This is a genomic window from Hyphomicrobium sp. (assembly GCF_035687085.1).
GTDB lineage: Bacteria > Pseudomonadota > Alphaproteobacteria > Rhizobiales > Hyphomicrobiaceae > Hyphomicrobium_B.
Genome location: NZ_DASRYS010000002.1, coordinates 449,660 through 471,410 on the forward strand (window position 1 = coordinate 449,660; position 21,751 = coordinate 471,410).

The window sequence follows — 21,751 nt, forward strand, 5'->3', positions numbered from 1 at the left end:
GGCATGGGCCAAGGAAGGCGATACACGTCTCGTTCACAGAACCCGCGAGGCGTTGCAATCGATTCGAACGCGATTGAACACTCGACGGGTCGGTCTCCCGATTGCGCCGGAGACCCACCGTCTGCACTACGGCTGAAAAACAATGTAGGCGATGATCGCACCGACTTCAGCTACGTAATCAAGGGCAGGAGCCTTGCGGACGGCATCGACACGTCACGGATCGTATTTAATCCAGAGCCGGTCGAGATCGCCGCAGAAGCTCTGCTCCAGTCAGCAATGAACCGGCAAAGCAAGCTGGAGGCCGCGAAGAACTTTCTTCGAGATATGTTGCTCGACGGTCCGCGCCGAGTGAAAGACTTCAAGGAGGACGTGGAGCGCATAGCGAAATAGCGCATGTTTGTAACGGCCAAAGCTCAACTCGGCGTTGTTTCTGAGAAGTGTGCCGACGGAAGCTGGCTGTGGAGCCTGCCCACGTCGAATGCCGCAAAAAAAGCGGAAGACCGCAACCCGCAAACACCCGGCTATGCTGCGGAGTTGGGAGCATGATTTCCAAGACCGCAGAGAAATCATGTCCCAAAACGTTGCGGCGTTCACGGTCTTTGCGGGATTCACGCGAGAGGGCATCAACAAAGGGAGACCGAATATGATCGCCAGACAACGTAAGATACGAACGAGGCCTGCGACGCAGCTTCGCTCAATACCCAGCGCAGGGTCGCCACGAAAACGGCTGGACGATCCGTTCTATGAGCCAACGATCCTGGATGCCGCCGAAGATTTGCTGAGCCACCTATCAGCACCGGCCCATTTTGTGCTTGGGCAAGCGCGCGAGTTCGGCTTCGACATTCGGTTGCCTCAAGACAGGGCCGCTCTGTCCTCTGCTTGGGTCGGATATGTAATAGTCTATGAGAAGTACGATCTCGCCATTGCGCTCGAAAAGGCGCCCGATGGCTACGAAGAAGCAATTTGCTACATAGATGCCCTGACCTGCTGGTTCGACCGGCGCAACAACGGGAGCCGAATGCATCGGATCCTAGAAAGAGAATGTGCCTCGACTGCCAAAACAGGGGTGGGCGTTCAGTGAGCAAATCAAAAATCAGAAAGAATACTCCTCCCGCTGCTGCCAGTGGTGCGCGCACGGAAGCCGAGGCGGCAGCCGTCCAGCGTTACCGCCAATGCCAGAACGGCAACACCGCGCCGTCGTTCAAGCCCGCTGCTGGAGGGGATGTCGAGATTGATCATCCCGACGACCAGGTGGGTGCAAGGCTTATAGCGGAAAGCATAGGAAGCCCCACTCCCTCGGTGTTCAATGGCCTTATTCGTCAGCTTCGTGTCAACTCGATGGACCATCAGGCTGACGTTGATGTAGGCAAACTGAATTTCGCGTTGGGCGTCGTCGCTGCCGTCAAACCGCGCGATATCTTCGAGACCCTCCTCGCCACTCAGATGGCTCAAGTACACGCAGCCATGATGGATGCGACCCGCCGTGCCAGTCAGGCAGGCCATCACAGTATTCGCGATGCTGAAGTGCGCGCCACTAATGCACTGGCGCGGACGTTCACAACGCAGCTTGATGCCCTGAAGCGCCACCGCTCAAGCGGTCACCAGCGGGTCACAGTGGTGCACCAATACGTCCATGAAGGCGGCCAGGCGATCGGCGTCACCAACTACGGTGGGGGATGCTATGGGGGTAGCAACCAAATCAAGGGACAATCCCATGAACCAGATCGAGGCACGCTTGAACCGCCTGCGGAGCGCCCCTCGTTGCCAAGCCCAATCAAAGCGGACGAAGCAACGCTGCCGAGCGCCGGCGGAGAGGGGCAAGAAGATTTGCCGGTTCCACGGCGCACGGGCCGGCGCACCGAAAGGTGAGGCTAATGGCCGGTGGCGGAATGGCCTGAATACCATCGAGCAGATTCAGCGGCGGCAGGCCCGCGCTAAACTCCTTCGCGACGTCCGCCGTCTGCTCGGCGAAATGCGCGTCGGCCCGCAACGATCCTGAGCTGACCCTGCATATCATGCCGACCCTCCTTTACTCTAACATCTCAAACACGAGATCGTTCAGCTCTTGGGCTTCGGCGGTTTCTTCAAGCTTTTCGCGAATGTGCCGCCGCGTAGCCGCAAAATGCAGTGTGTCGTTCACTGGGAAACCTGCCACGATCTGCTCCAGAACCTTCGCAATTGCGACAACCCGTTGATGGGTTGAGTTGGCTTCGTCGAACTTCGGTATCGGTAGTTGCCAAACATGCTTGTGAATGTCGCGCTCGTCTTTCCCATATGACATCAGCGGACGTACTGCGTCAGTGGTCGCGGGGGCGTTTAAAACAGCACATAAAAAATCGGCCTCCGCCTCACTTGCGACCGCTGCCCAGTACAGACCGTTGGATACCAATGCGCGGCGATGTTTAACCTTAGCTGCGACCAGATGCATTCCAGACTTATTGTAGACCACCCGCAACGCTGCAATGGGAAGCTGCTTGGTCAGCTTGGATTGGTAGTCAAGCTGCTCGAATAGGGACAGGCGTTCGCTCTGTCTGTGTTTCTCCCAAATTCTCTGAGCTTGGCCCCACCACTGTTCGAGGCCGGGGTACAGCTCAATCGCACCGCCGTCCTTCAAGAGCTGGCGGGTATCGCAGGGCACCACGGCGAAGTGGTCAGCGCTGATCCGATACGGCAACAAATTCTCACCAGAGAGCACTTGACGCACAAACTCGCTTTCGACCACGCCCGCGAGGCTCTCCAAGTCCTTCCACGGCTTCTTCTCATTGGGACTTCGCTCCGACACCACCGCCATTCGCCCTGCGGGTAGCCCCAGTGGAGATGACTTTTGCTTTTGCACGAAAAATGCAATCCGGGGCGCGAAAATGGCGCCCTGTGTAAACGCAGCATGGTAGTGCGAGAGACTTTCCCGATCGATCCGGTGAACGGTGCCCGTCGTCCGAATTAGTTCACCTTTGGCGACTTGCCACGGCGTACCCATGCCTCCCACTTTGCCTGACCAGTATTCAGTCATGTCAGGTAAAGCTTTTGCCTCCGCCCCACGCGTTCCGAACACCACACTTGCGCCGCGAGGAAAGAAGTGCGGCCGGATGCGCCGCAGATCCCACGACTCCTCAAAAGCCAAATTGAGGGCCGTCGTTTTATAGTGACCACGACGAAAACCTTCGTAGTGCACCCGGTCGACAGCGGCATTCGGGAGCACCATCGCAAACTTGCCGCCCTTTTTCAGGTATAGCTCCGACGCACGTACGACAAACAGCGCCGATAAATCTTGATGGGTGGCAACGTCAGCGCCGGCCCACAGGCCGCGTGTCTCGCTGAGACTCCGAAATACCTTCTGCATCTCAGCTGTCATGTGCCGGTAGGCTAACCAGGGCGGATTGCCGATCAGCACATCCACTCTGTTCTGGTCGCGCGACAGCCACATCGGCCGTGCCAAATTGCGCACATAGTAACCCCAGATATGGTCCCGCCCCTCATCATGCAGCCTGCACATTGTCTTGAAGGTTGCATCAACCGTCGCACGCGCCTCCTGCGGTATCGCCAACCGTTGATAGACAGACGTCAGCGATGGTGGTGGCGCCCCCTTCTTTTTGGACGACGCTCGGGCAGCTAGCTCATTGACCAATTGATCGAACAACGCTGCATTTTCCAGCAAGCTATCAGGGAACCGCAGCTCGGCAGTGAACAACTCCTTCTTGTCGTCTGCGTGAATGACGAGGTTACCTGCCGTCCACAGGTCGAGCTGCTGTTCTTGCCATTGGATCGAGTCGCCCAGGTAAACTGGCACCTGGATCGTACCGCGTGCCTCATCCATCAAACGCTCGCGCCCAATAGCCAGCAGGTATGTGACACGAGCCAACGTCACTGCGACTGGGTGCAAGTCCATGCCCAGCACATGCTGCGTCACGTTCTCTAGAACCTCCCCAAGTGACTGGCCCTCGGCTTCGGCCGCGGCAATGTAGCGACGGATCGCATGGAACAAGAATGTCCCCGACCCGCAGGCGGTATCGAGCACCCGCATCTCCAGCGGCTTGTCGATCACCTTCTCGACCATGGCCTCTGCAAGCCAGTCGGGTGTGTAGTATTCGCCAAGTCGCTTCCGCGTCTCAGCGCCAATCACGGATTCGTAGAGCACCTTCATCACGTCTTGCTCAACGTGACTCCAATTGAACCGGGCGAGCCGCCGCGCCAGCGCTCGGACAAATTCTTCGCCTCCATCAACTTCCAGCACCCAATCGAAGAAGTCGGCCTCGACGACTCCATAAACGCCACTTTCATCGAATTTGGTGCCCGTCAGAAGCGATGCTGGGTTCAGTCCCTCTACAGGCAGCCCAAGCACCGCATGTGCGATGATCTCGGCTGAGTTGACCAGCAAAGTGTGCTCAATGAAAAGGTCGTCACTGTCATCGAATTGTGTTCCAAGCGCAGAGGTCAGCAGCCGCGACCACAATGTTCGCTTCAGCCGGACCGTCGGATTCTTTTTGTTGGTCTCGAACAAGGTGGCAAGTGTGGCCCTGTCGAGGGCGTAAGCACTGCTTCGCGCTCCCAGTCGCGCTGCAATCTCCCTCGCCGTCGGGAGAATGTCCTTCGCCGTGGCGAGCACACCCTCGAGCCAGAACACCAGTCGCTCAAGATCGCCTTTCGCTCCAGTGACCGTGATCGCCGCGACTTCCTTTAGATCCTTTCCAACCAGGTGGTAGCAAATCCACTCCGCGCCGTCAGTCAAGACGCCGACATAGCGGCGGCCAGTATCAGTGATACGTTTCTCAACGTAGCCGCCCAGCTGTTCCAGCGCCTCGGTCTTCACTTTGCCCTTGCGCAGGTCGCGCTTGACCTCGACCACGGTCGAGCCAGCCTCGACGTCAATGCGCCGTCGGTCTCCAACCTGAGCTTCCAAGTTGACGATCAGATCCCCTTCATCGAGTTGGAAGGGTGCTGTCAAAAACAGCTGGCGCACGTCTGCCTGGACATCCGCCTCTGTGCGCGGCGCATCCCTGCTAATTAACCTTTGAAGTAAATCGAGCACCCCAGCCCCTCCGCGCCATCCCCTAGGAGCGGTGGCTTATCATTGCGGTGAAGCTCATGCCACTCTCGCCCGACCTCCCAACCGGCAGATTGCGCACCGCCGCTTGCCGAAGGCTCCTATTATTGTTACATATTCTGAGAAGGCCGCGCTCGTCGCGAAACTAAAGGGTGCGCGGGACCGCAAGCGTCGCGACACGGGCAAGGTGGAGGGACGGAAGCGTCGAGTCGATCGCCTTGATGCCGAGGGCGCGTCGAAGCTTGCCGCCGCCGTACGCGAAGCAAAGAGGCTGCGGCGCGCGAGCCCGAAGACCGGCAAGCGATTGAGCTACCGCGACATCGCTAAGAGGCTCGAAGCCGCGGGTTATGTGAACGAGCGAGGCGCGCGATACAATCCGGCGTCAATTAAGCGGATGCTTGCCGGCGACCTAATGTGATCGATATGATTAGCGACCACGCCATACGCGACAGCCAGCAATGTTGTGTTTACAGCGCCGTATCCTAACGGCGCTGTCGTCCAAGCTCGCCAATCTGAATTGGATCGCTCTGTTCTCTGGCGGACCGATAAGCCATCTTGAGCCCATGCCAAAGCACAAATCCTCCCGCCAGTCCAAACCAGTTCCAGACAAACACCCAGATTGGTTGCTACTCGACCCCACGAGCCAGCCAAAGCCGCCTGCAGCAACGCGCTCCGACCGACTGCCCTTTCTGGAACTCAGTTGGGCTGACTTTGAACGTCTTGCGCGCCGCCTTGCCGCTGCTCGTGGACAAGTTGAAGAAGCATGGGCATACGGGACAGCCGGCCAAGCTCAATATGGCATCGACATCCTCGTCCGCCTAGCCGATGGTGCTTTTGAAGTCTGGCAAACCAAACGCTATCAGAAGCTCACAGCGGCCGACATCACTAAAGCCGTTGATCTCTTCCTGCACCACCCGTGGGCTGACCGCGCGCGAAGTTTCGTGCTCGCAACCGCTTGCCCTATGGGGATTACGGCCGTCGTCGAGAAGATCGAAGAGTTCCGCACACGACTAGCAACCAAGAACATTGCTTTCAAAACACTCGATGACACGCGACTGACCGCTGAGCTGAAGAGATTTCCCGACATCGTCGACGATTTCTTTGACCGGCCGTGGGTAAAAAGAATCTGCTCGCCAGAAGCGGTTCAATCCCTCGAAAACCGCTTTTCCCGCTTTGATGCGGCCACGTTGCGGGTTCGGTTACGCGATTGCTATCGTTCTTGGTCAGCGACTATAGATCCCGGGCTGCTAATCGCCGGACAAGATCATCACGGGCAAATTCACCCAGCTATTTCCATTTCAGACAGGTTCGTGCAGCCGGATATTTTCATCGCCCCGCTTCATTCCCAACGCGCGCCTCCGCGAGAACCGCAAACCCCCACCGATGCTAGGTTGTCCGCTGATGTAACAACACACGGAGAGCAATCTTCGCTTCGTCTCAAATTCTCTAACTTTCAGTCCATCCGCACCTCATTGGATCAATTCCTTGCCGCCGAACCGCAGGCTGTGATCTCTGGTCATGCGGGCGCCGGCAAGAGCGCTCTGCTCCGCTTTCTGGCGCTCGACATTCTTTCGGACGCCCCTGTCCTGGAGGCCGTGCGCGCACGCTACCAACAACATATCCCCATCTGGATTCCGTTCGCCCTTTGGGCTCGCATGGCAAAAGAGCAAGCCACACCGCCGTCGTTGCCGGATGCAGTGAGAGGTTTCCTCAATGCCCAGGGTGAGGCCGCGCTTGTCCCTGACGTGTTGCGCGCTCTCGAAAGCGGCCGCGCCATCTATCTTGTAGATGGTCTCGACGAAGCGTCCGACGCCAGAACAGCTGAAACCCTCGCTGCGCTACTGACTTCCTATGTCAGCAGTCGGAACGCGCCAGCGATCATCACCTCGCGGCCGCAAGGCCTGGAAATTATTGGACGCCTTGCTGCCGCTTGGAAGCGCGTTCAGCTTGCCCCGCTTTCCGATCCTCAGCAGCGCGCCCTGGCGCGCATTTGGTATCGAATACTGCACGCCAGAGAAGCGTCCCACGGAGCCACGGCCACCAAGATTGAAGCTAGGGCAGAAAACAGCACTGACCAGTTTCTTCGTGCGCTGCATAAGGCGGCCGACATTCACCGCCTTTCGCAGACCCCATTATTTCTGCTCGCTTTCATGGAACTCGCGCGTCATGGCCATTTACTGCCTCGCAGCCGCTTCGCCGCAAGCCGGGAAATCATCGCTCAGCTAATCGAACACCAACCGCACAAACGCGAGACTGGAGCGCTTACGGTAGCCAGCACGCCACTGGACACCAAGCTGCGCGATCGGCTCCTCGCCGACCTTGCTTTTGCGCTCCACTCCGGCGAGATCGAGGGTGCCGTCACCGACTCCGCCACCGAAGACGATGCGCTGGCGCGCGCGATTGCCTTGATCCGCGAGCGCCAAAGTCTCCCCGATCCCGAAAAAGCCCAATCCGGTGCTCGTGCTATACTGCAGTTCTCCGAAGAGCGCGCTGGGTTGCTCGTAAAGAAAGCTCCGGGGAACATTGGTTTCTTCCACCTTTCCCTTCAGGAGCATCTTGCCGCTCGCCACCTTCAGCAACGCTCTCTCGAACGCCGGATCGAGTTCGTTCGTAACCATGCTGGCTCCACTCGATGGCGCGAGCCAATTCTCAACCTGCTGTTCCTTACGGACAGCGAGCACGACGCCGGTCAGCTTCTCAACGCGATCGCTCAAGCAGCCACACCCGAACCCGCGATGGCTCGCGCACGCGATGATCTTCTGGCGGAAGCGTCATTCTCCAATTTCGCGTACGACCCTCACGACGTCCGCCCTGTGGCCGAGCATCACTTTGCCGAAATTGAATCCGTCGCCTATGGCCGTCGGCTTCGAACCCTGCTCTCTCACGTAGTTGACGGTCTTTCTTCGGAATCCGTTGCCGCTCTCTGCCATGCCAAGCTCGCCGAGTGGACACCCGCACTCCACAACTATGCGCGCGCGGAAGTTATCAAGGCGATGCCTCGCTGGAACCCAGAACTCTGGCCAGCAGGGGTGGATGCGTTGTTCCGAAATCTCAAATGCGAAAACGACTACGTCGCACGCACGGCGGCGGAAGCCCTTCCGCTCCTCACGCAGACGCCCGCAGCGACCAAGGCGCGGCTGCTTTCTCTATTACACTCTGCCGATGATATGACATCGATTTCCGCATGCCTTTACGCTCTCGGCTGCGGCTGGCACGCAGATGAAGACGTGGGGGGCATCGCGCTTTCAGCGCGTGGCGCGTCTGCCCCGTCACTCGTGTACGACGCGATACGAATTCGAACCCGACGTGGCGAAGCAGACAAAGAGGACTTCGAGCATTTTTTCTCGCTCGCCTACAGGACGCATCGCTTCAAGGCGAAGGAGTTGATACCCGATCTCGTCCAACACTTCGCCGAGACTCATCGAGAGACCTTCATCGATTTATTGAGGCCTCTGGCGCGCGACACTAACAACCGGTTCCGCGATATAAAAGCCGTTGTGGGATCGCTTCTCTATTGCGATCCGAACGAACCCGCGCTGGCGGATGCCCTGATGGATATTCTTAGAGAAGATTTTTCTTGGCGAGAAATTTTTGGTCAGCATGAACTGCCAACCGACCGAATTGTCTGGACGCCGGATCTTCAGGCACTTGTCGAGCGCCATATCGCCCTGAGTGATGATAAATTCCGAGAGTACGAATTCTACTGGCTTTCCAAGTCTATCAAGCTCCCTAGTCTTAAAGCTTATTTTCTGCGGAACCTCACCGGAGACCGTCATACCAGCTTCTGGTGCGCAGATGCTCTTGTGGAAGGGTGGAACGCTGAAGATCCAGAAATACAAGCTGCATTCCAAGGCCTCCTAGATGCTGCGCCGGAACGCCTCGCAATGGCGGCGCGTGTCGTTCCAAAAGTGATCGCAGATAAGGCCGCCTGCCGGACGGCTCTGCTGCGCGCTTTGGCGGGTCCGAATGATCGAGCCGATCTCGTACTAGATGGACTTCGCGCACTAGGCATCGATCGCGATGATGAGGAAGCGTTCCGCGCAGCGTTAGATTGCCAGTCCTCGCTTCGCGCCCCTCTATACCGAAATTTATGGCGCGCGAGTATGATCCAGGCCTTTCCATGGCGGAATGAGGTCCGCAACCTAGCTCTCCAGCAGATCAATCGTCGCGATGGCGAGATCGCGGCCATCGCCAACGCTTATCCGGACGACCCTGAGATCTGTAGCAAGCTTCTTAAAGCTCTTCTGCCCTTATCGCCTCCTGCGCGCCTTTCGATTCTCAAGCCGTTGCAGGACGCGGCGTTCTCCAATGCCGCAGCGGAAAGCCACCTTGACGAGATACGCTTCGATAGTGAGCGCCTCCAAGGGGCGATCGCCACTATGGCCCATGCCGAGGTTTTGGTCGCCAGGGAAGCCGTCACTGCCGACGACATCGCTTTCTGGGAACGCGAACTCGATGCAGTCGGACCGAACTACGAGCAACGTAGGATCGCTGCCATCTTCGCCCTAACTACCGCCGGCGCAATCTCCAAGTTTGTGGGCGCAAAAGACCACCAGGGCAAGCCTAAGAAAATTGACCTTGCTGTGGTATCGTCCGAGGGACGGACGCTCTATCTCAACAAGCTTCTATCGCTGTGGGATAAGCTCAGCACTGCTTTCGGCTCTGAAGCCGAGTTACTCGATCGTCTCCAGTTATCTGGCGAGACTATTCTTCCGATTCTCGATCCCACTCTGTCCAATGCGGAACGCCTCTTTGCAGCTCTTTACCATCCGCCCATACAGCACCTTCAACAGCATGCCGAGATCCAGCTCCTAGCCCGCTTCCGGCCTCGCAGCAAAGAACTCCGGACGCTCATCACACGACTGCTACTGCCCACTGAAGAGGAACGGAGTTTCAAATCGGGCCGCGACTTAGAGTACTGGGGCACCCTTGTAGCCGCCGAGGTCTATGCCGAGCAGTATTCCGACGATATCGAACTTCGCGCACAACTGATCGACCGAGCAACGGCTGGCGACACGTGGACACCGATCTATGCTGCGCTGGCCGAACTGCTTCTGATCCACCCTGATGTTGAAACTGCCAAACTACTACGCGAGCGTTCACGCGGTCTGCGATTGGACATTGCGACATTTTTCAAAATCTGTAGCGCCGTCGGACATTCCGACGCTCTCATTGAAGCCTTGCTCGAGCATGCGCTCGACCCCTCTAAAGTCGAGGACGTTGCCCATCATGCACCGCGTTGGTTACCAGCGATTCTCCGACGGATTGGACAAGATCAAACTACCCGAGCAGTTTTCATCACTTCGCTCCGAGAAACAAATCAGCCCACGCGTCTCTGCTCACAGTTTAGCCTGCTGCGCAGCGCTGCGGGCGACGCAAATGAACTGCGCGATCTAGCCCGACAAAAGCTTCTTCATTTCTCTGGCGAGCCGGCTCCAGTCGTTGGCTTCGATGTTACCTCCGGCCTGCATATTCCTCTGTTGCCGCTGCTAAACGAGATTACGTCGTCCTGACATCGGCGAGGACAAAGCGGCAGCGAGCAAGCAGAAATCGTCAATTGCCGTTATCAAAAAATCGCGCGGAGACCTAAGACGACCGGAATCGGAACGCGACCGTTGCCCGGATTCGGGATCAACTTCACGGGCATCACGAGGGTCGGTCCATCGATCTCGAATGGAACCGCCGCGAGGACGTCATCAAGCGACTGCGGTACGGCCTCAGCGACGATGAACTGATCGGCAGGGATGCCATCGCACCTGACCTGGTCGTACATCGTGTGGGCAAGCGGGAGAATCGTAGTCGAAGTGAGCATTTGGTGATCGACGTGAGGGCGGGCATCGTGCCGCGCTGCGATGTCTATGTCCATGCCGAACTGGACGAAGAATTGACGCAATGGATGTCACTGGAACTAGCCGGCGCGATTTAACAGGACACGCGTCAGGGCTCGATTGATCGCTATGAGGCGGAGGCGGACCATCTTACCCGTTGCTAGGCGTTCCGAATCGTTACCCCGACGGCAAAACCGTTCTCGAACGAAATTCTGGCACTCCGAAATAACTTGCCCAGCGCCGGCGCAATGATCTCGACCGCAAGCGGCTCGTTGCCAGAGCGCTGGCACCACGCGACATAAGCCTCGCGAAGGTCGGCAGGAGATAAGCGACCGTTCTCAGCCGGTCGCACCATCGCCAATCCAAAACGCTCTGCTTCGGTGGCAGGATCACGATCTTTCGCCAATTTCGGAGACGGAAGCCTGGGCCTCGGCTCGCGGCCGGCTGACGACGTCACTTCCTCAAGGATGATAGCATTGGCGGCATGTTTCGCCGGTTCTGCCTTCTGCGGCGCCCGTCCCATCTTCACTCCCAGCGCGATTAGCGCCGTCGCTGGTAGATTGATCGACAACGACAGCGCCAACGCCTCCAGCACGTCGAAGAGCCATTCCGGCACGCCCGTGTAGTCCGCCAGCGGCGTTGCGCTTTGCGGTGGAGGTAACGCGGCAACACGGGCCTTCGCGAGCTCGATGCGCTTGGCGATTGCTGCGGACTGATCGGCCTCCTGCCGGGCAATGTCTTCGCGCGCGGCCTCCACTTCCCGCTGCGCGCCATCGACTGAGGCTTGCAACAGCAGGCGGCAATTCTGACGGCAACCAGCCTCCGCTGACTTCTCTCGGACGGCCTTCTCGGCTTCGGCTTTTGCTTTCTCAGCGGCGCTGAGCCTGGAACGGTCCACCGCCTGAGGTTTGGCCGTCTGGGCATTGGCCAACTCCGCAAGCGCATCCTGCCGCTTCAGCTCAAGGGCAACGATCGGCGCGCGGCTGGCTCCCCTCGCCGCTGTGACGCGCTGCGCCGTCTGAATCATTGCGCCTGCCTCGCCCGCCAGCATGCCTAGGCTGATGACGATCGCAATCCCATTATGGCGGCCGGCGATGGCTGTTCCTACCGAAGCGGCACCGACACCGAGAATGACGGCCATCGCGATCAGCGCCGGCGCACTCTCCGACTGGATGCCGCCTGACGCCATCACTGCCATGTAACAGGACGCTGAGAGTGCGAGCAGTCCCGCGGCGATGTAGACCCAGCGCATCACTGCTCCTCTCCTCTGAATTTCTTCGCCTTAGCCAACAGGTCGAGCGCTTCCTCCATCACATCGGCGATGCTCACGTGAAAGTGCCTGGCCAGCCCGGAGGCAAGTTGCTTATACGCCGGGGTGCATCGATAGTTGATCTGCGCCGTCCGTATCGCTCCGCGTTTCCTCTGCTTCGGCGTCAGCGACGATCGCCGTTCCGCGCGACGCCGGGCGGTAATGCGTTCGGGCTCAGCGGCAAATCCGGCCTGAAACATGCTCGCAAAGCTGTCGACGGCTTCGTCATCACGCATGGGCAGCCTCCTTTTGCTTCGCAGCTGCTATTGCTGCTTGCTTGATCTCAGCCCAAAGAGCATCGATCTCCGCCGCGGCGGCCTTATCCTTCTCCGGCCCGGTTTTGCCGCTCGTCATGGAGTTGATGTACGGCACCCGGTGCGCCACAACCGTTCGAGAGATCGGGATCCTGTAGGTGTGCAACGTGTTGCGGGCATTCTCGCCCAGAGATTTCGCTTCACGAGAAGCCACGTCGTTGAGCACGCAAAGATAGGCTGCACCATTCTCTTGGCAGAGCCGCACGCAATCCTGAGAGGCCATCAGGTCGAGGCCGCTCGCCCGCATGGGGATTACGACCAGATCGCAAACCTTGATGGCATCCTCCGTGACGATCAGCGAACCCGGCGGACCGTCGAGCAGCACGATCTCGTAGGGCGCAGACAACCTCAGCGCTTCGACGGCATCGCTTGCCCGATCTTCCCCCGTCAGCAGCGCGGGGTTGTCTGGCGAACCGCGGCGCATGTACCAGTCCGAATAGCTCCCCTGAGAATCAAGATCGACGACGCAAACCGCGTTGTCTTGCGCCGCCCGCACGGCAAACGAAGCGGTCAATGTGGACTTACCCACGCCGCCCTTCGAGTTGAGAACCCCGATCACCAACATGCCTAGCTCTCCTCAAATGCCTATGCGTCTGCCTACGCAAATCGCCGGTGCCTATACGTTTCAAAAATGCCTAGGCAATGCAAAATGTGTGAACAAAAACATATGCTTGTTTTCCGCATGGTCTAGGCACTTGCGGACCAGTATTGCAAATCACGAACCGAGACTAGAACGGTCGATGCTAATCCGCATGCTTGACATGCCATCTTGATAACATGATATCATCTGCCTATTGCCGGTCAAGACGGGCATGGTAGAAAAGGCCATAGCGATGCTCATCGAGAATCAGAACGTGGCCAAAGATCTGCCGCCATCACGACAAGACAAAGTGCAATTGACCGTTTGGGTAAGCGAGGAGCTTCGGGCGGCAATGAAGGTCGCGACCGCCGAAAATCACACCACCTTGCAGGAGGCTATCGAGACGTTCTGTAACGAATACGCCGCTGCGGCTCTGAAGCGGATGAAGCGCAAGTCGCCCAGCGATTGACCGGTTCAGGTCCGTGTCGAGCAATTCAAAGACGATCGTTGGATAATTTTCCCCGAGCGCGAAAAAACCCACGTCGAAGACAGCTTGGGCTTTCCAATTACCTCACCATAGCACTACGAGAAATTGACGTGACGCCTGGACGACGTGCGAGGTCGTAAATGACAATTGATGCTTATTCGGTGACTTCTCTAAAACTTGATATGCTGTGCGGTTCGGTTTCGATAGGTACGGCGACGGGATTCATCTATGAACGCAACGGCGAAAGTTTTTTGGTTTCCAATTGGCATGTTTTTTCAGGCAGACATCCCGGCACCGGGCAAGCGTTAAGAAGAGACGCAGCAATTCCGGACGAAGTTTGCGTTTCTGTGAATTACCCGATCGCACACGGCCTAGGGAAATCTAAGCTCGCTCTTCCGCTGATTTCCACGGAAGGAGTTCCACTTTGGAAACAGCACGCGCGGGGACAAGATTTTGATGTGTCGGTACTCCCCTTACAGCATTTGACGCCAGTATATCACTTACCGGAACCGGGCGAAGAGAACGGCCTATCCATGCAGGTTTCGATGGATTGCTATATCCTTGGATTTCCTGAGGGGATTGCGCATCAAGGTAATCTTCCAATTTGGAAAAGGGCTTCGATCGCGACAGAGCCGGAGCTGCCGCACAACGAACTTCCAGTATTCTTGGTCGATACGGCGACGCGCCATGGAATGTCGGGCTCGCCTGTTCTCCTCAGATCCTTTGGAACCGCACTCATGGAGGACGGAACCACGCATACAGGGGCTGGCGTTTTTACTCGTTTCATTGGCGTCTACTCAGGACGTTACGGTGCCGATGACGAACTAGCGGTCCAGCTCGGCCGCGTTTGGCATCGGCACCTCATCGATGAAATCATCGATGACCCAAAATCTGGCGCCTACGAACTCCGACCTTCTCAACGCAGCCCATAAAACTTCCTAAGTGCATTCGCTAGAAGGCCACCCGCTGTACCGACCGCCACCTGCCAACTTCTGTCGATAGCTCAAACACTCTGAGTAGCCGTCGAAGGCATAGCAGCATTTGTTGGCATATCGGTTGGTATCAGCCCCGATCTGAACTTCTAAGTGTCTAGAAACAAAGGGTTATTTGCCAGCAGTGTGCATACTGGCGGGCCCACCACATTACTCGACACACGATACGCTTGCGAAACGCGCTCGCCCCGCGAGCGGGCCGCAAAAAAGGCGCTGACCGAAATCAGCGCCTTGATATTTGCGTTCGCGCGTCCGTTACGCGTTATGCCGCCTGCTGGATGGCCGAAAGCTGCCAGCCATCGGCACGCGCGCGATCGTCACGGCGGAACGTCCACAGCTCGGTGGCTTCCGTCGGACGCGTGAGATCACCGGAGACAACACGGCCCGTCGCCCTATCTACAGTCGCGTCGATAAGCGAATAGCGGATCGCGACCGTTGCATAGTCCGAGCCGTTTTCGCGCCAAGCCTCCGCCAGATCGCCCTGCAGGAGTTTCACGCCGGAGATTTCATTGCGCAAACCACGCTTCGCGTTCTCGGAAATTTCCTCGCTGAAATAGGAGAGCATCTCGGGCGTTGTGATGGCGCCAAGCTTGTCGGCATCCTCTCGGCCATAGGCGGTTTGAACTTCGCCGAGCAGTCTCTCAAACGAATCGAAGTCGTCTCCGCCGACCGTCAGCGGCGGCTGCGATGCACCAGCGCCTGCAGCTCCGTCACGAGCGAAGCGGTTCTGCGCGAGGGTATCACGCGGGGGGGCGGTGCTGCCGGCTGCCTGAGGGGCTGCGCGTCCAAACGCCGGCTGGTTGCGATTACGCAGGAACATCAGCACGAGATAGACGATACCGCCGATCAGCGCGGCCTGAAGCAGAAAGCCCAGGACGCTCGCCATTGCGCCAAATCCGAAGATGCTTGCGAGAGCAGCTGCGAACAAACCGCCCATGAGCAGGCCGCGCATGCCACCGAAGCGCGAGGCCTGCGATGCCGCTGCGCCCGGCTGTGCACTTGCCGGCGCGGTTTTCGGGGCCATGGACCTTTCCATCGGTGCGACTTTTGGGGCGGTGTTGGTCGGAGGCGGCGCCGAAAACGTTTTGCCAGCCCTGCTACCGAAGCTTCTGCCGCCGCCCGCGCGGGCATCGGCAACGTCGGCTGCGACAATCGCGAACCCCGCTGCCAAGCTGAAAATGAGAGCGACGGAACGTGTGAACGACATAGGTATCCCCTGAAAGATAAAGCTTCAGGAGGGTATATGGGTACGCGGAGTCCGAATGTCGATGCGAACGGCGGCGGAAACAGCACATTTCTTTGATGCGGCAATGTAGATTGACGCATGCATTCACCAGGGGGCTCCTACGCGCGGCCTTGGCGCCTCGAAGGCTGTCGTCAGTTGCTTGCAGAGGTGGTCCTTAGCAGGGACGACAGCAGCCCACGCTGTCTAAGAGCCGTCAACACTTCGGTGGCGGCGTCGACCGTGTAGTGGTTGGCATCGAAAAGCATCGGGTTGCCAGATTTGTCGAGCGTCGCACACACCTTGTTTGGGCAAATGGCGTCGACAACGGAGACGTAGTCAGCGCTGGTGTTTCGTAGGCTGCCCTGCATTTCTTCCGACGTCGTCCAAACACTCCTTTCCGTAGCTTTATCGATAATCTGGTAGCCGTCCGCTGAGGATGCGGACATTGCCAGGAGAAGCGGGAGGCGGCGCTTATACTCGACGTTCGGGCCAAGCACCGTGATGTGCCGAATGCGAGGTGCCAGCCAATTTATTGTTCTCGTAACAGCTTCGGCGGGAACGCCTGTCCAGCGTGCAGAAATCAGAAGCTCATCGAACGGGTAATCAGAAAGAATGTGGTCGAATACTTCCTGCATCAGGTTCGTGCACCTTTCAGCTCCGCTGAGTGGAACAACGGGTAGACAGCCTGATGCAGATACCTGGGAGAAACTGATTTCTGGGAACACCTTTTTCAGTGCAACGGCGATATGGGTAGCGTGGCTGTCGCCGATCAACAGCACGTTGGGTCGATCACGCGATATCTCGATGCATTCTTTCAAGTTGAATGGGCGCCTGCTGTTGCTTGAAACGAAGCAATCCACCTTCTCCGGCGGCAACATCGGCGCGGGCTTGAATGTCAGAAAGGCTAGAGCTTTTTCCGAATACCGCGATGGTAAGCCCTGCGCGGAAACGATTCCGAAGCCGATAACGGCCGTCGTGGCCATGGAAGCGAGCGCAGCGGATACTGTCGTTGTGCGCCGCGGCCGCAGGCGCCGAAACGGCTGCTCTATGAGAAGGTATGACAACGCAGCTAGCGCTATGCTAACAGCGACAAGTGCCACGAGGCGGCCATGGGCGGGCATTTTGCCGTACGCGCAGTGCCGGTAGAAAACCAAAACCGGCCAATGCCAAAGATAAAGCGAGAACGATATCTTTCCGATGAGGACGAGCGGCTGAGCAGACAACAGTTTGTCGATCAGAGATTGTTGCACCTTCGGCGCAAGAAGTAGAGCGGCACCTAGAACCGGAAGCAGTGCATTCACTCCGGGAAATGCCGAACGAGACGTGAGGATCGTCGCGGCGGCCGCGATCAAAACGAGGCCCGTAGCCGACATTAACTCCGCGCTAAGTCGTCCCCCAACTACCGGCAGAAGTGCTACCAAGCCACCGGCTGCCAACTCCCATGCCCGGGTATGAAGCATGTAGAAGGCTTGAGGCTGATCATAGGGGACGATGAGCACCGAGGCGAAAAAGCTGATCGCCGTAATTGATATCAGAGTGCCCGCGAGAATAACCTTGGAGCCTCTGGCAAGCGACGTTGCGGCGAGGAGCACGGGCGGCCAAATGAGATAGAACTGTTCCTCGACAGCAAGCGACCATGTGTGCAGCAATGCCATCATATCGGCTGCCGCACTGAAATAATCCGAGTGCGCTAGAAAGTAGAAGTTTACCAGACCGAACGCGGCCCACGTCGCAGAATCTCCGAGATCGGAATAATCCGTCGGCAGCAGTATCCAATAGCCGGCTAATAAGCTCGTGCACACGACAACGAGCGTTGCAGGCAATATTCTGCGAAGACGGCGGTCATAAAACGTCAGGACAGAAAAGCTGCCATCCGCCAGCGCAGACAAAAGCTGCGACGTGATCAGATAACCCGAGATAGCAAAAAAGACGTCGACGCCGACGAAGCCGCCAGTCAGGCGCGAGCTGCCGAAATGAAACGCTACGACGGCCAGGACTGACAAAGCCCGAAGGCCGTCGATCTCCCTCCGGTAGGGAACTCCAGTTGATCCCATCCCAGTTTTGCTCCCCCGCATCCTTACGAAACATGCGGGGACACAGAGTGACTAGCAAATCCAATACGCTGTTTATTGACCAGATCCTGCGGACGGAACTCACTTTGACGCGTGGACTGACGAAAAAGGCACAAGTTTTAATTCAGGCGAAGGATAAACGGCGCTCAACAGGCCAGCGAAGATCAATCGCAACCCTTCATCCAGACCGCGGTTGAATAGCCAATATCGACGGACAGGATGGATCAAATGCGCGCGATTTTATTGGTGGGATTATTTGCGACTTTCGTTCCGCAGGGCGCTTTCGCCGGTCAGGTTGGAATTGCCTCTCGTTATTGTCATTATCAAAGCGCGAGCGGACTTCGGACGTCATGCGGGGGAAGGGTTGCTGCCCATCGCACCCTCCCCTTCGGTTCGCGCGTTCGCGTGAGGAACCTCGCCAATGGGCGTTCGGTGGTTGTCACGATCGTGGATCGCGGCCCGTTCGTGAGGGGCCGTGTCATCGATCTCTCGCACGGTGCTGCGAACGCGATAGGCGCTTCGGACCTGATGCGTGTTGAAGTAACTCGCGAATAGCCAAGTCCGGATCTAAAGGCACGTCAGCCGGAACTCTGAAGCAGACGGGTACGCAGCAAGATCGTTTGCATACGGAACTTAGTATTGCGCCTCATGTTGCACGCTAACGCAACCTTAGGAGGGCCGTCACATGTTCCTGCGAGTTGATAAATTACAAGTCGATCTACCTGCGCCGAAGCGGCAGGATCCGAATGCCGGAGCAGCGCTTCAGGAGCTACTTGGCGGCAAGTACGGGGAGATGTCGACTCTCAATAATTATATGTTTCAAAGCTTCAATTTTCGGAGCAAATCGAAGCTTCGTCCCTTCTATACGTTGGTTGCAAGCATCACGGCTGAAGAGCTCGGCCACGTCGAGCTGGTGAGCAACGGCGTCGCGATGCTCAACAACGGTCCGGACAATCCTGAAGGCGATACGGCCGATGGCGGCGATCTCTCCAACGCGCCATTCGAGGACATGAAGGACATAAGACTTGCGGCTGCCTTTTTCTCGCACGCCGGCGGCTCAACGCCCGTCAACAGCAATGGCGCTTCATGGAACAACGACTTCGTAACCACGACCGGAAACGTCGTGGTGGACCTTCTCCATAATTTCCATTTGGAATGCGGCGCGCGTCTTCATAAGCTGCGGGTTTACGAGACGCTGACTGAACCCACGGGGCGAGAAGTGTGCGGCTATCTTCTCGTGCGCGGCTCCGTTCACGCCCATGCGTATGGGCTCGCGCTCAAGAAACTGACGGGCGTCGACATCGAGAAGATGTTGCCCACTCCGAATATAAATTTATCCAGAATTCCGGAGTGCCAAAAGTATTTGGAGGAAGGCGCGCACCGGCGCCTCTACACGTTCAGCCCGAACGACTACAAAGAAATCTCAGGCGTTTGGGGCAATGGCGAGCAGGCGCTTGCCGGCGACCCGCCCGGCCAATTGGAAGTCGTGGACGGCATGCCAGAGGGCGGAAAAATCCATCAATTGACGGGCGTCCCATCCGCATTCACTCCGGACTATGCGCCGGAGGAAATGTTCGAGATCGCGACGAAGCTTTACAAAGCTTCCAGGTAGCCGGCCGAACGGCGGATTGTGGTCAACGCCCGAGCGGGCGCTGACCACCTCGTGTCGAAATCAGGCTTGGCCTTTGTACTTTTGTTGGTTGAGCGGCATCACGGTTGAACGGACGCCGGTTCCCCAGAGCAGCGCGTTTGCGACGGCCGGAAGCACGACGGGTGTTCCGGGCTCGCCAACTCCCGAAGGCTTTTCTGCCGATGGTACGATGTGGACATCGACATGCGGCATCTCCGAAATGCGCAGCACGTCGTAACCGTCGAAGTTCGTCTGCTCGACGGTTCCATCCTTCAGGGTGATGGCACCCTTCAAGGCAGCACCGAGGCCATATCCCAATCCGCCTTCCATCTGCGCCTTGACGACATCGGGATTGACGGCGACGCCGCAATCGAGCGCGCAGACGACACGCTCGACCTTGATCGTTCCGTCATCACGCAGGCGAACGTCCGCGATGTTGGCGACGAAGGAACCGAAGCTCTCATGCAGGGCAACGCCGCGCATGATGCCAGCGGGCGCGGGCTGACCCCAGCCAGCCTTTTCGGCTGCGAGCTTCAAAACGCCGGCGTGACGCGGGTGGTCCTTCAGCATCGCAAGGCGGAAGTCCACCGGGTCCTTGCCGGCCTCCTTCGCGAGCACGTCGATCATGTGCTCGGTTGCATGCGCGGTGTGCGTCGCGCCGACCGAGCGCCACCAGAGCACGGGCACGCCCACTTTCTCCGTGTGGAGATCCACCTCGAGGTTCGGAATGGCATAGGGAAGCGTGGACGCGCCTTCGACAGACGTTGCGTCGACCCCGTCCTTCACCATCATTTTCTCGAACGGGGTGCCTGCCAGGATGGACTGGCCGACGATGCGATGGCGCCAGGCGACGATGTTTCCGGCCTGATCGAGACCAGCCTTGATCCGGTGGACGTAGATGGGACGATACCAGCCGCCCTGCACGTCATCCTCGCGCGTCCAGATCACCTTGATTGGCACCGGCTTGCCGTAGGCTTTGGCGACCTCGCACGCTTCGCGCACGAAGTGGCAATCCGCAATCGCGCGGCGGCCGAACGAGCCGCCGGCCCAGACCGTGTGAAGCTGCACATTCTCCGGCTTCAAGTTCAGAATTCCGCAGGCGGTCGCATGATCGGCCGTCTGCAGCTGCGATGCGGTCCAGATCTCGGCCGACTTGCCGTCGAAGCGGATGACGCAGTTCATCGGCTCCATCGGCGCGTGCGCGAGATAGGGGAATTCGAAATCGACTTCGATGACCTTCGCGGCGCCTTTGAATCCGTCCTCGGCGTTGCCGACCGACTTGGCGATTGCCCCTTTCTGATCGAGCTTCGTCTTGTAGGCGGCAATGATCTCAGAGGAGCTTCGCTTTTCGGCTTGGCTGTCGTCCCACGTTGCCTTCACGACGCGCTGCGCTTTGAGCGCCGGCCATGTGGACGTTGCGAGAATGGCGACGCCCTGCGGGATCTGCAGCACCTTGACGACGCCCTTGATCTTCTCGGCTTCCGACGCGTCGTATGACTTGAGCTTGGCGCCGAAGAGCGGCGGCCGAACGATTGTGACGACCAACATGTCGTCGGACTGATGGTCGATGGTGTACTTGGCCTGCCCCTTGACCTTGATCGGGCTGTCGACGCGCGGGAACGGCTTGCCGATGAACTGGAAGGACTTGGGGTCCTTCAGCGGTGCGTCGGCTGGGACGGGCAACATCGCCGCTTTGTCGGCGAGTTCGCCGAACGTTGCGCTGAGTCCCGAAGGTGTGGAGACGACACCGCCTTTGACGGCGATCGTGCTCGCGTCAACGCCCCATTCCTTGGCCGCCGCTGCGACAAGCATCGCACGGGCAATCGCGCCGGCCTTGCGATACTGCTCATAGGAATTGGAAAGGCCCGTCGAGCCGCCAACGCCCTGCACGCCGAATATGAAGTTTTTGTATTTCTCCGCGTCTGCGGGAGCAAAGTCCGTGCGGATCTGGTCATGGGATGCGTCAAGCTCCTCGGCGACGAGCGTTGCGAGCCCGGTGGCGGCGCCCTGCCCCTTGTCGAGATGCTTGATGATGACCGTGACGGTGTTATCCGGCGCGATCCTGACGAACGGATTGGGCGCCAACGGGCCTTCCGCCGCTGCCGCATCACTGACGCGGAACGCTGCCGGTGCCGCAAGGCCGAGAATGAGCCCGGCGCCCGCGCCGCCCGAGATTTTCAAAAACGTCCGGCGCGATGCTTCGGGAGCCTTCGGCTCGCTCATCGCGAAAATCGCTCGCATATTCATTTCGGTCATCGGAGCCTCGCGCTGAT

The 21,751-nt window shown here is 58.3% G+C and carries 17 protein-coding genes; 9 read left to right on the forward strand and 8 right to left on the reverse strand.

Going from position 1 to position 21,751, the window contains the following annotated elements; all coding sequences use genetic code 11:
- Nucleotides 1-3: 3 nt before the first annotated feature.
- From VFG26_RS02580 to VFG26_RS02590, 3 genes are all read left to right on the forward strand, one after another.
- Nucleotides 4-390 carry a hypothetical protein gene (locus tag VFG26_RS02580; protein WP_325021891.1) on the forward strand — a complete coding sequence of 129 codons (387 nt, stop codon included), beginning with the start codon at nucleotides 4-6 and terminating at the stop codon, nucleotides 388-390.
- A 178-nt stretch (nucleotides 391-568) separates the two neighbouring features.
- The gene (locus VFG26_RS02585; protein WP_325021893.1) at nucleotides 569-1,081 is read left to right on the forward strand and encodes a hypothetical protein; all 513 of its coding nucleotides are present in this window, start codon (nucleotides 569-571) and stop codon (nucleotides 1,079-1,081) included.
- A complete protein-coding gene (locus VFG26_RS02590; RefSeq protein ID WP_325021895.1) occupies nucleotides 1,078-1,869 on the forward strand; it encodes a hypothetical protein in 792 nt (263 codons plus the stop codon). The genes VFG26_RS02585 and VFG26_RS02590 overlap by 4 nt, the downstream gene beginning before the upstream one ends.
- Before the next feature lie 160 nt (nucleotides 1,870-2,029).
- On the opposite strand, the gene VFG26_RS02595 is transcribed toward VFG26_RS02590, so the two are convergent.
- Nucleotides 2,030-5,026, reverse strand: coding sequence for an N-6 DNA methylase (locus VFG26_RS02595; protein WP_325021896.1), 2,997 nt, complete (start codon nucleotides 5,024-5,026; stop codon nucleotides 2,030-2,032).
- A gap of 103 nt (nucleotides 5,027-5,129) precedes the next feature.
- Between VFG26_RS02595 and VFG26_RS02600 the strand changes: the two genes are divergently transcribed.
- Together VFG26_RS02600 and VFG26_RS02605 are read left to right on the forward strand one after the other, a co-directional pair.
- Nucleotides 5,130-5,459: a hypothetical protein gene (locus VFG26_RS02600; protein ID WP_325021898.1), complete on the forward strand. Its 330-nt coding sequence runs from the start codon at nucleotides 5,130-5,132 to the stop codon at nucleotides 5,457-5,459.
- A 40-nt stretch (nucleotides 5,460-5,499) separates the two neighbouring features.
- A complete protein-coding gene (locus VFG26_RS02605; RefSeq protein WP_325021900.1) occupies nucleotides 5,500-10,554 on the forward strand; it encodes an NACHT domain-containing protein in 5,055 nt (1,684 codons plus the stop codon).
- A gap of 53 nt (nucleotides 10,555-10,607) precedes the next feature.
- Here the strand turns inward: VFG26_RS02605 and VFG26_RS02610 are convergent, their stop codons facing one another.
- The 4 genes from VFG26_RS02610 to VFG26_RS02625 form a co-directional block, all read right to left on the reverse strand.
- Nucleotides 10,608-10,853: a hypothetical protein gene (locus tag VFG26_RS02610; RefSeq protein WP_325021903.1), complete on the reverse strand. Its 246-nt coding sequence runs from the start codon at nucleotides 10,851-10,853 to the stop codon at nucleotides 10,608-10,610.
- A gap of 176 nt (nucleotides 10,854-11,029) precedes the next feature.
- Nucleotides 11,030-12,124 (reverse strand): hypothetical protein, encoded by a 1,095-nt coding sequence (locus VFG26_RS02615; RefSeq protein WP_325021904.1) that lies wholly within the window; start codon nucleotides 12,122-12,124, stop codon nucleotides 11,030-11,032.
- Nucleotides 12,121-12,414 (reverse strand): hypothetical protein, encoded by a 294-nt coding sequence (locus tag VFG26_RS02620; protein WP_325021906.1) that lies wholly within the window; start codon nucleotides 12,412-12,414, stop codon nucleotides 12,121-12,123. The genes VFG26_RS02615 and VFG26_RS02620 overlap by 4 nt, the downstream gene beginning before the upstream one ends.
- Entirely contained in the window at nucleotides 12,407-13,057 is a 651-nt protein-coding gene (locus VFG26_RS02625; RefSeq protein WP_325021908.1) for a ParA family protein, read from the reverse strand. Before VFG26_RS02625 ends, VFG26_RS02620 begins: the two co-directional genes overlap by 8 nt.
- Nucleotides 13,058-13,286: 229 nt before the next feature.
- On the opposite strand from VFG26_RS02625, the gene VFG26_RS02630 reads away from it, so the two are divergent.
- Together VFG26_RS02630 and VFG26_RS02635 are read left to right on the forward strand one after the other, a co-directional pair.
- Nucleotides 13,287-13,541, forward strand: a complete 255-nt coding sequence (locus VFG26_RS02630; RefSeq protein ID WP_325021910.1) for a hypothetical protein — start codon at nucleotides 13,287-13,289, stop codon at nucleotides 13,539-13,541.
- A gap of 158 nt (nucleotides 13,542-13,699) precedes the next feature.
- Nucleotides 13,700-14,491 (forward strand): trypsin-like peptidase domain-containing protein, encoded by a 792-nt coding sequence (locus tag VFG26_RS02635; protein ID WP_325021912.1) that lies wholly within the window; start codon nucleotides 13,700-13,702, stop codon nucleotides 14,489-14,491.
- 322 nt (nucleotides 14,492-14,813) lie between these two features.
- On the opposite strand, the gene VFG26_RS02640 is transcribed toward VFG26_RS02635, so the two are convergent.
- A complete protein-coding gene (locus VFG26_RS02640) occupies nucleotides 14,814-15,758 on the reverse strand; it encodes a Tim44 domain-containing protein (RefSeq protein ID WP_414653245.1) in 945 nt (314 codons plus the stop codon).
- Between the two features lie 170 nt (nucleotides 15,759-15,928).
- Nucleotides 15,929-17,851, reverse strand: a complete 1,923-nt coding sequence (locus VFG26_RS02645) for an acyltransferase family protein (protein ID WP_325021916.1) — start codon at nucleotides 17,849-17,851, stop codon at nucleotides 15,929-15,931.
- A 225-nt stretch (nucleotides 17,852-18,076) separates the two neighbouring features.
- On the opposite strand from VFG26_RS02645, the gene VFG26_RS02650 reads away from it, so the two are divergent.
- Both VFG26_RS02650 and VFG26_RS02655 read left to right on the forward strand, forming a co-directional pair.
- Nucleotides 18,077-18,403 carry a septal ring lytic transglycosylase RlpA family protein gene (locus VFG26_RS02650; protein WP_325021918.1) on the forward strand — a complete coding sequence of 109 codons (327 nt, stop codon included), beginning with the start codon at nucleotides 18,077-18,079 and terminating at the stop codon, nucleotides 18,401-18,403.
- Nucleotides 18,404-18,533: 130 nt separating this feature from the next.
- Nucleotides 18,534-19,460: a manganese catalase family protein gene (locus tag VFG26_RS02655; RefSeq protein WP_325021920.1), complete on the forward strand. Its 927-nt coding sequence runs from the start codon at nucleotides 18,534-18,536 to the stop codon at nucleotides 19,458-19,460.
- Nucleotides 19,461-19,520: 60 nt separating this feature from the next.
- Here VFG26_RS02655 and VFG26_RS02660 read toward each other — a convergent pair whose 3' ends face one another.
- Complete coding sequence (locus VFG26_RS02660) at nucleotides 19,521-21,734, reverse strand: xanthine dehydrogenase family protein molybdopterin-binding subunit (protein ID WP_325021922.1); 2,214 nt, start codon at nucleotides 21,732-21,734, stop codon at nucleotides 19,521-19,523.
- Nucleotides 21,735-21,751 lie beyond the last annotated feature (17 nt).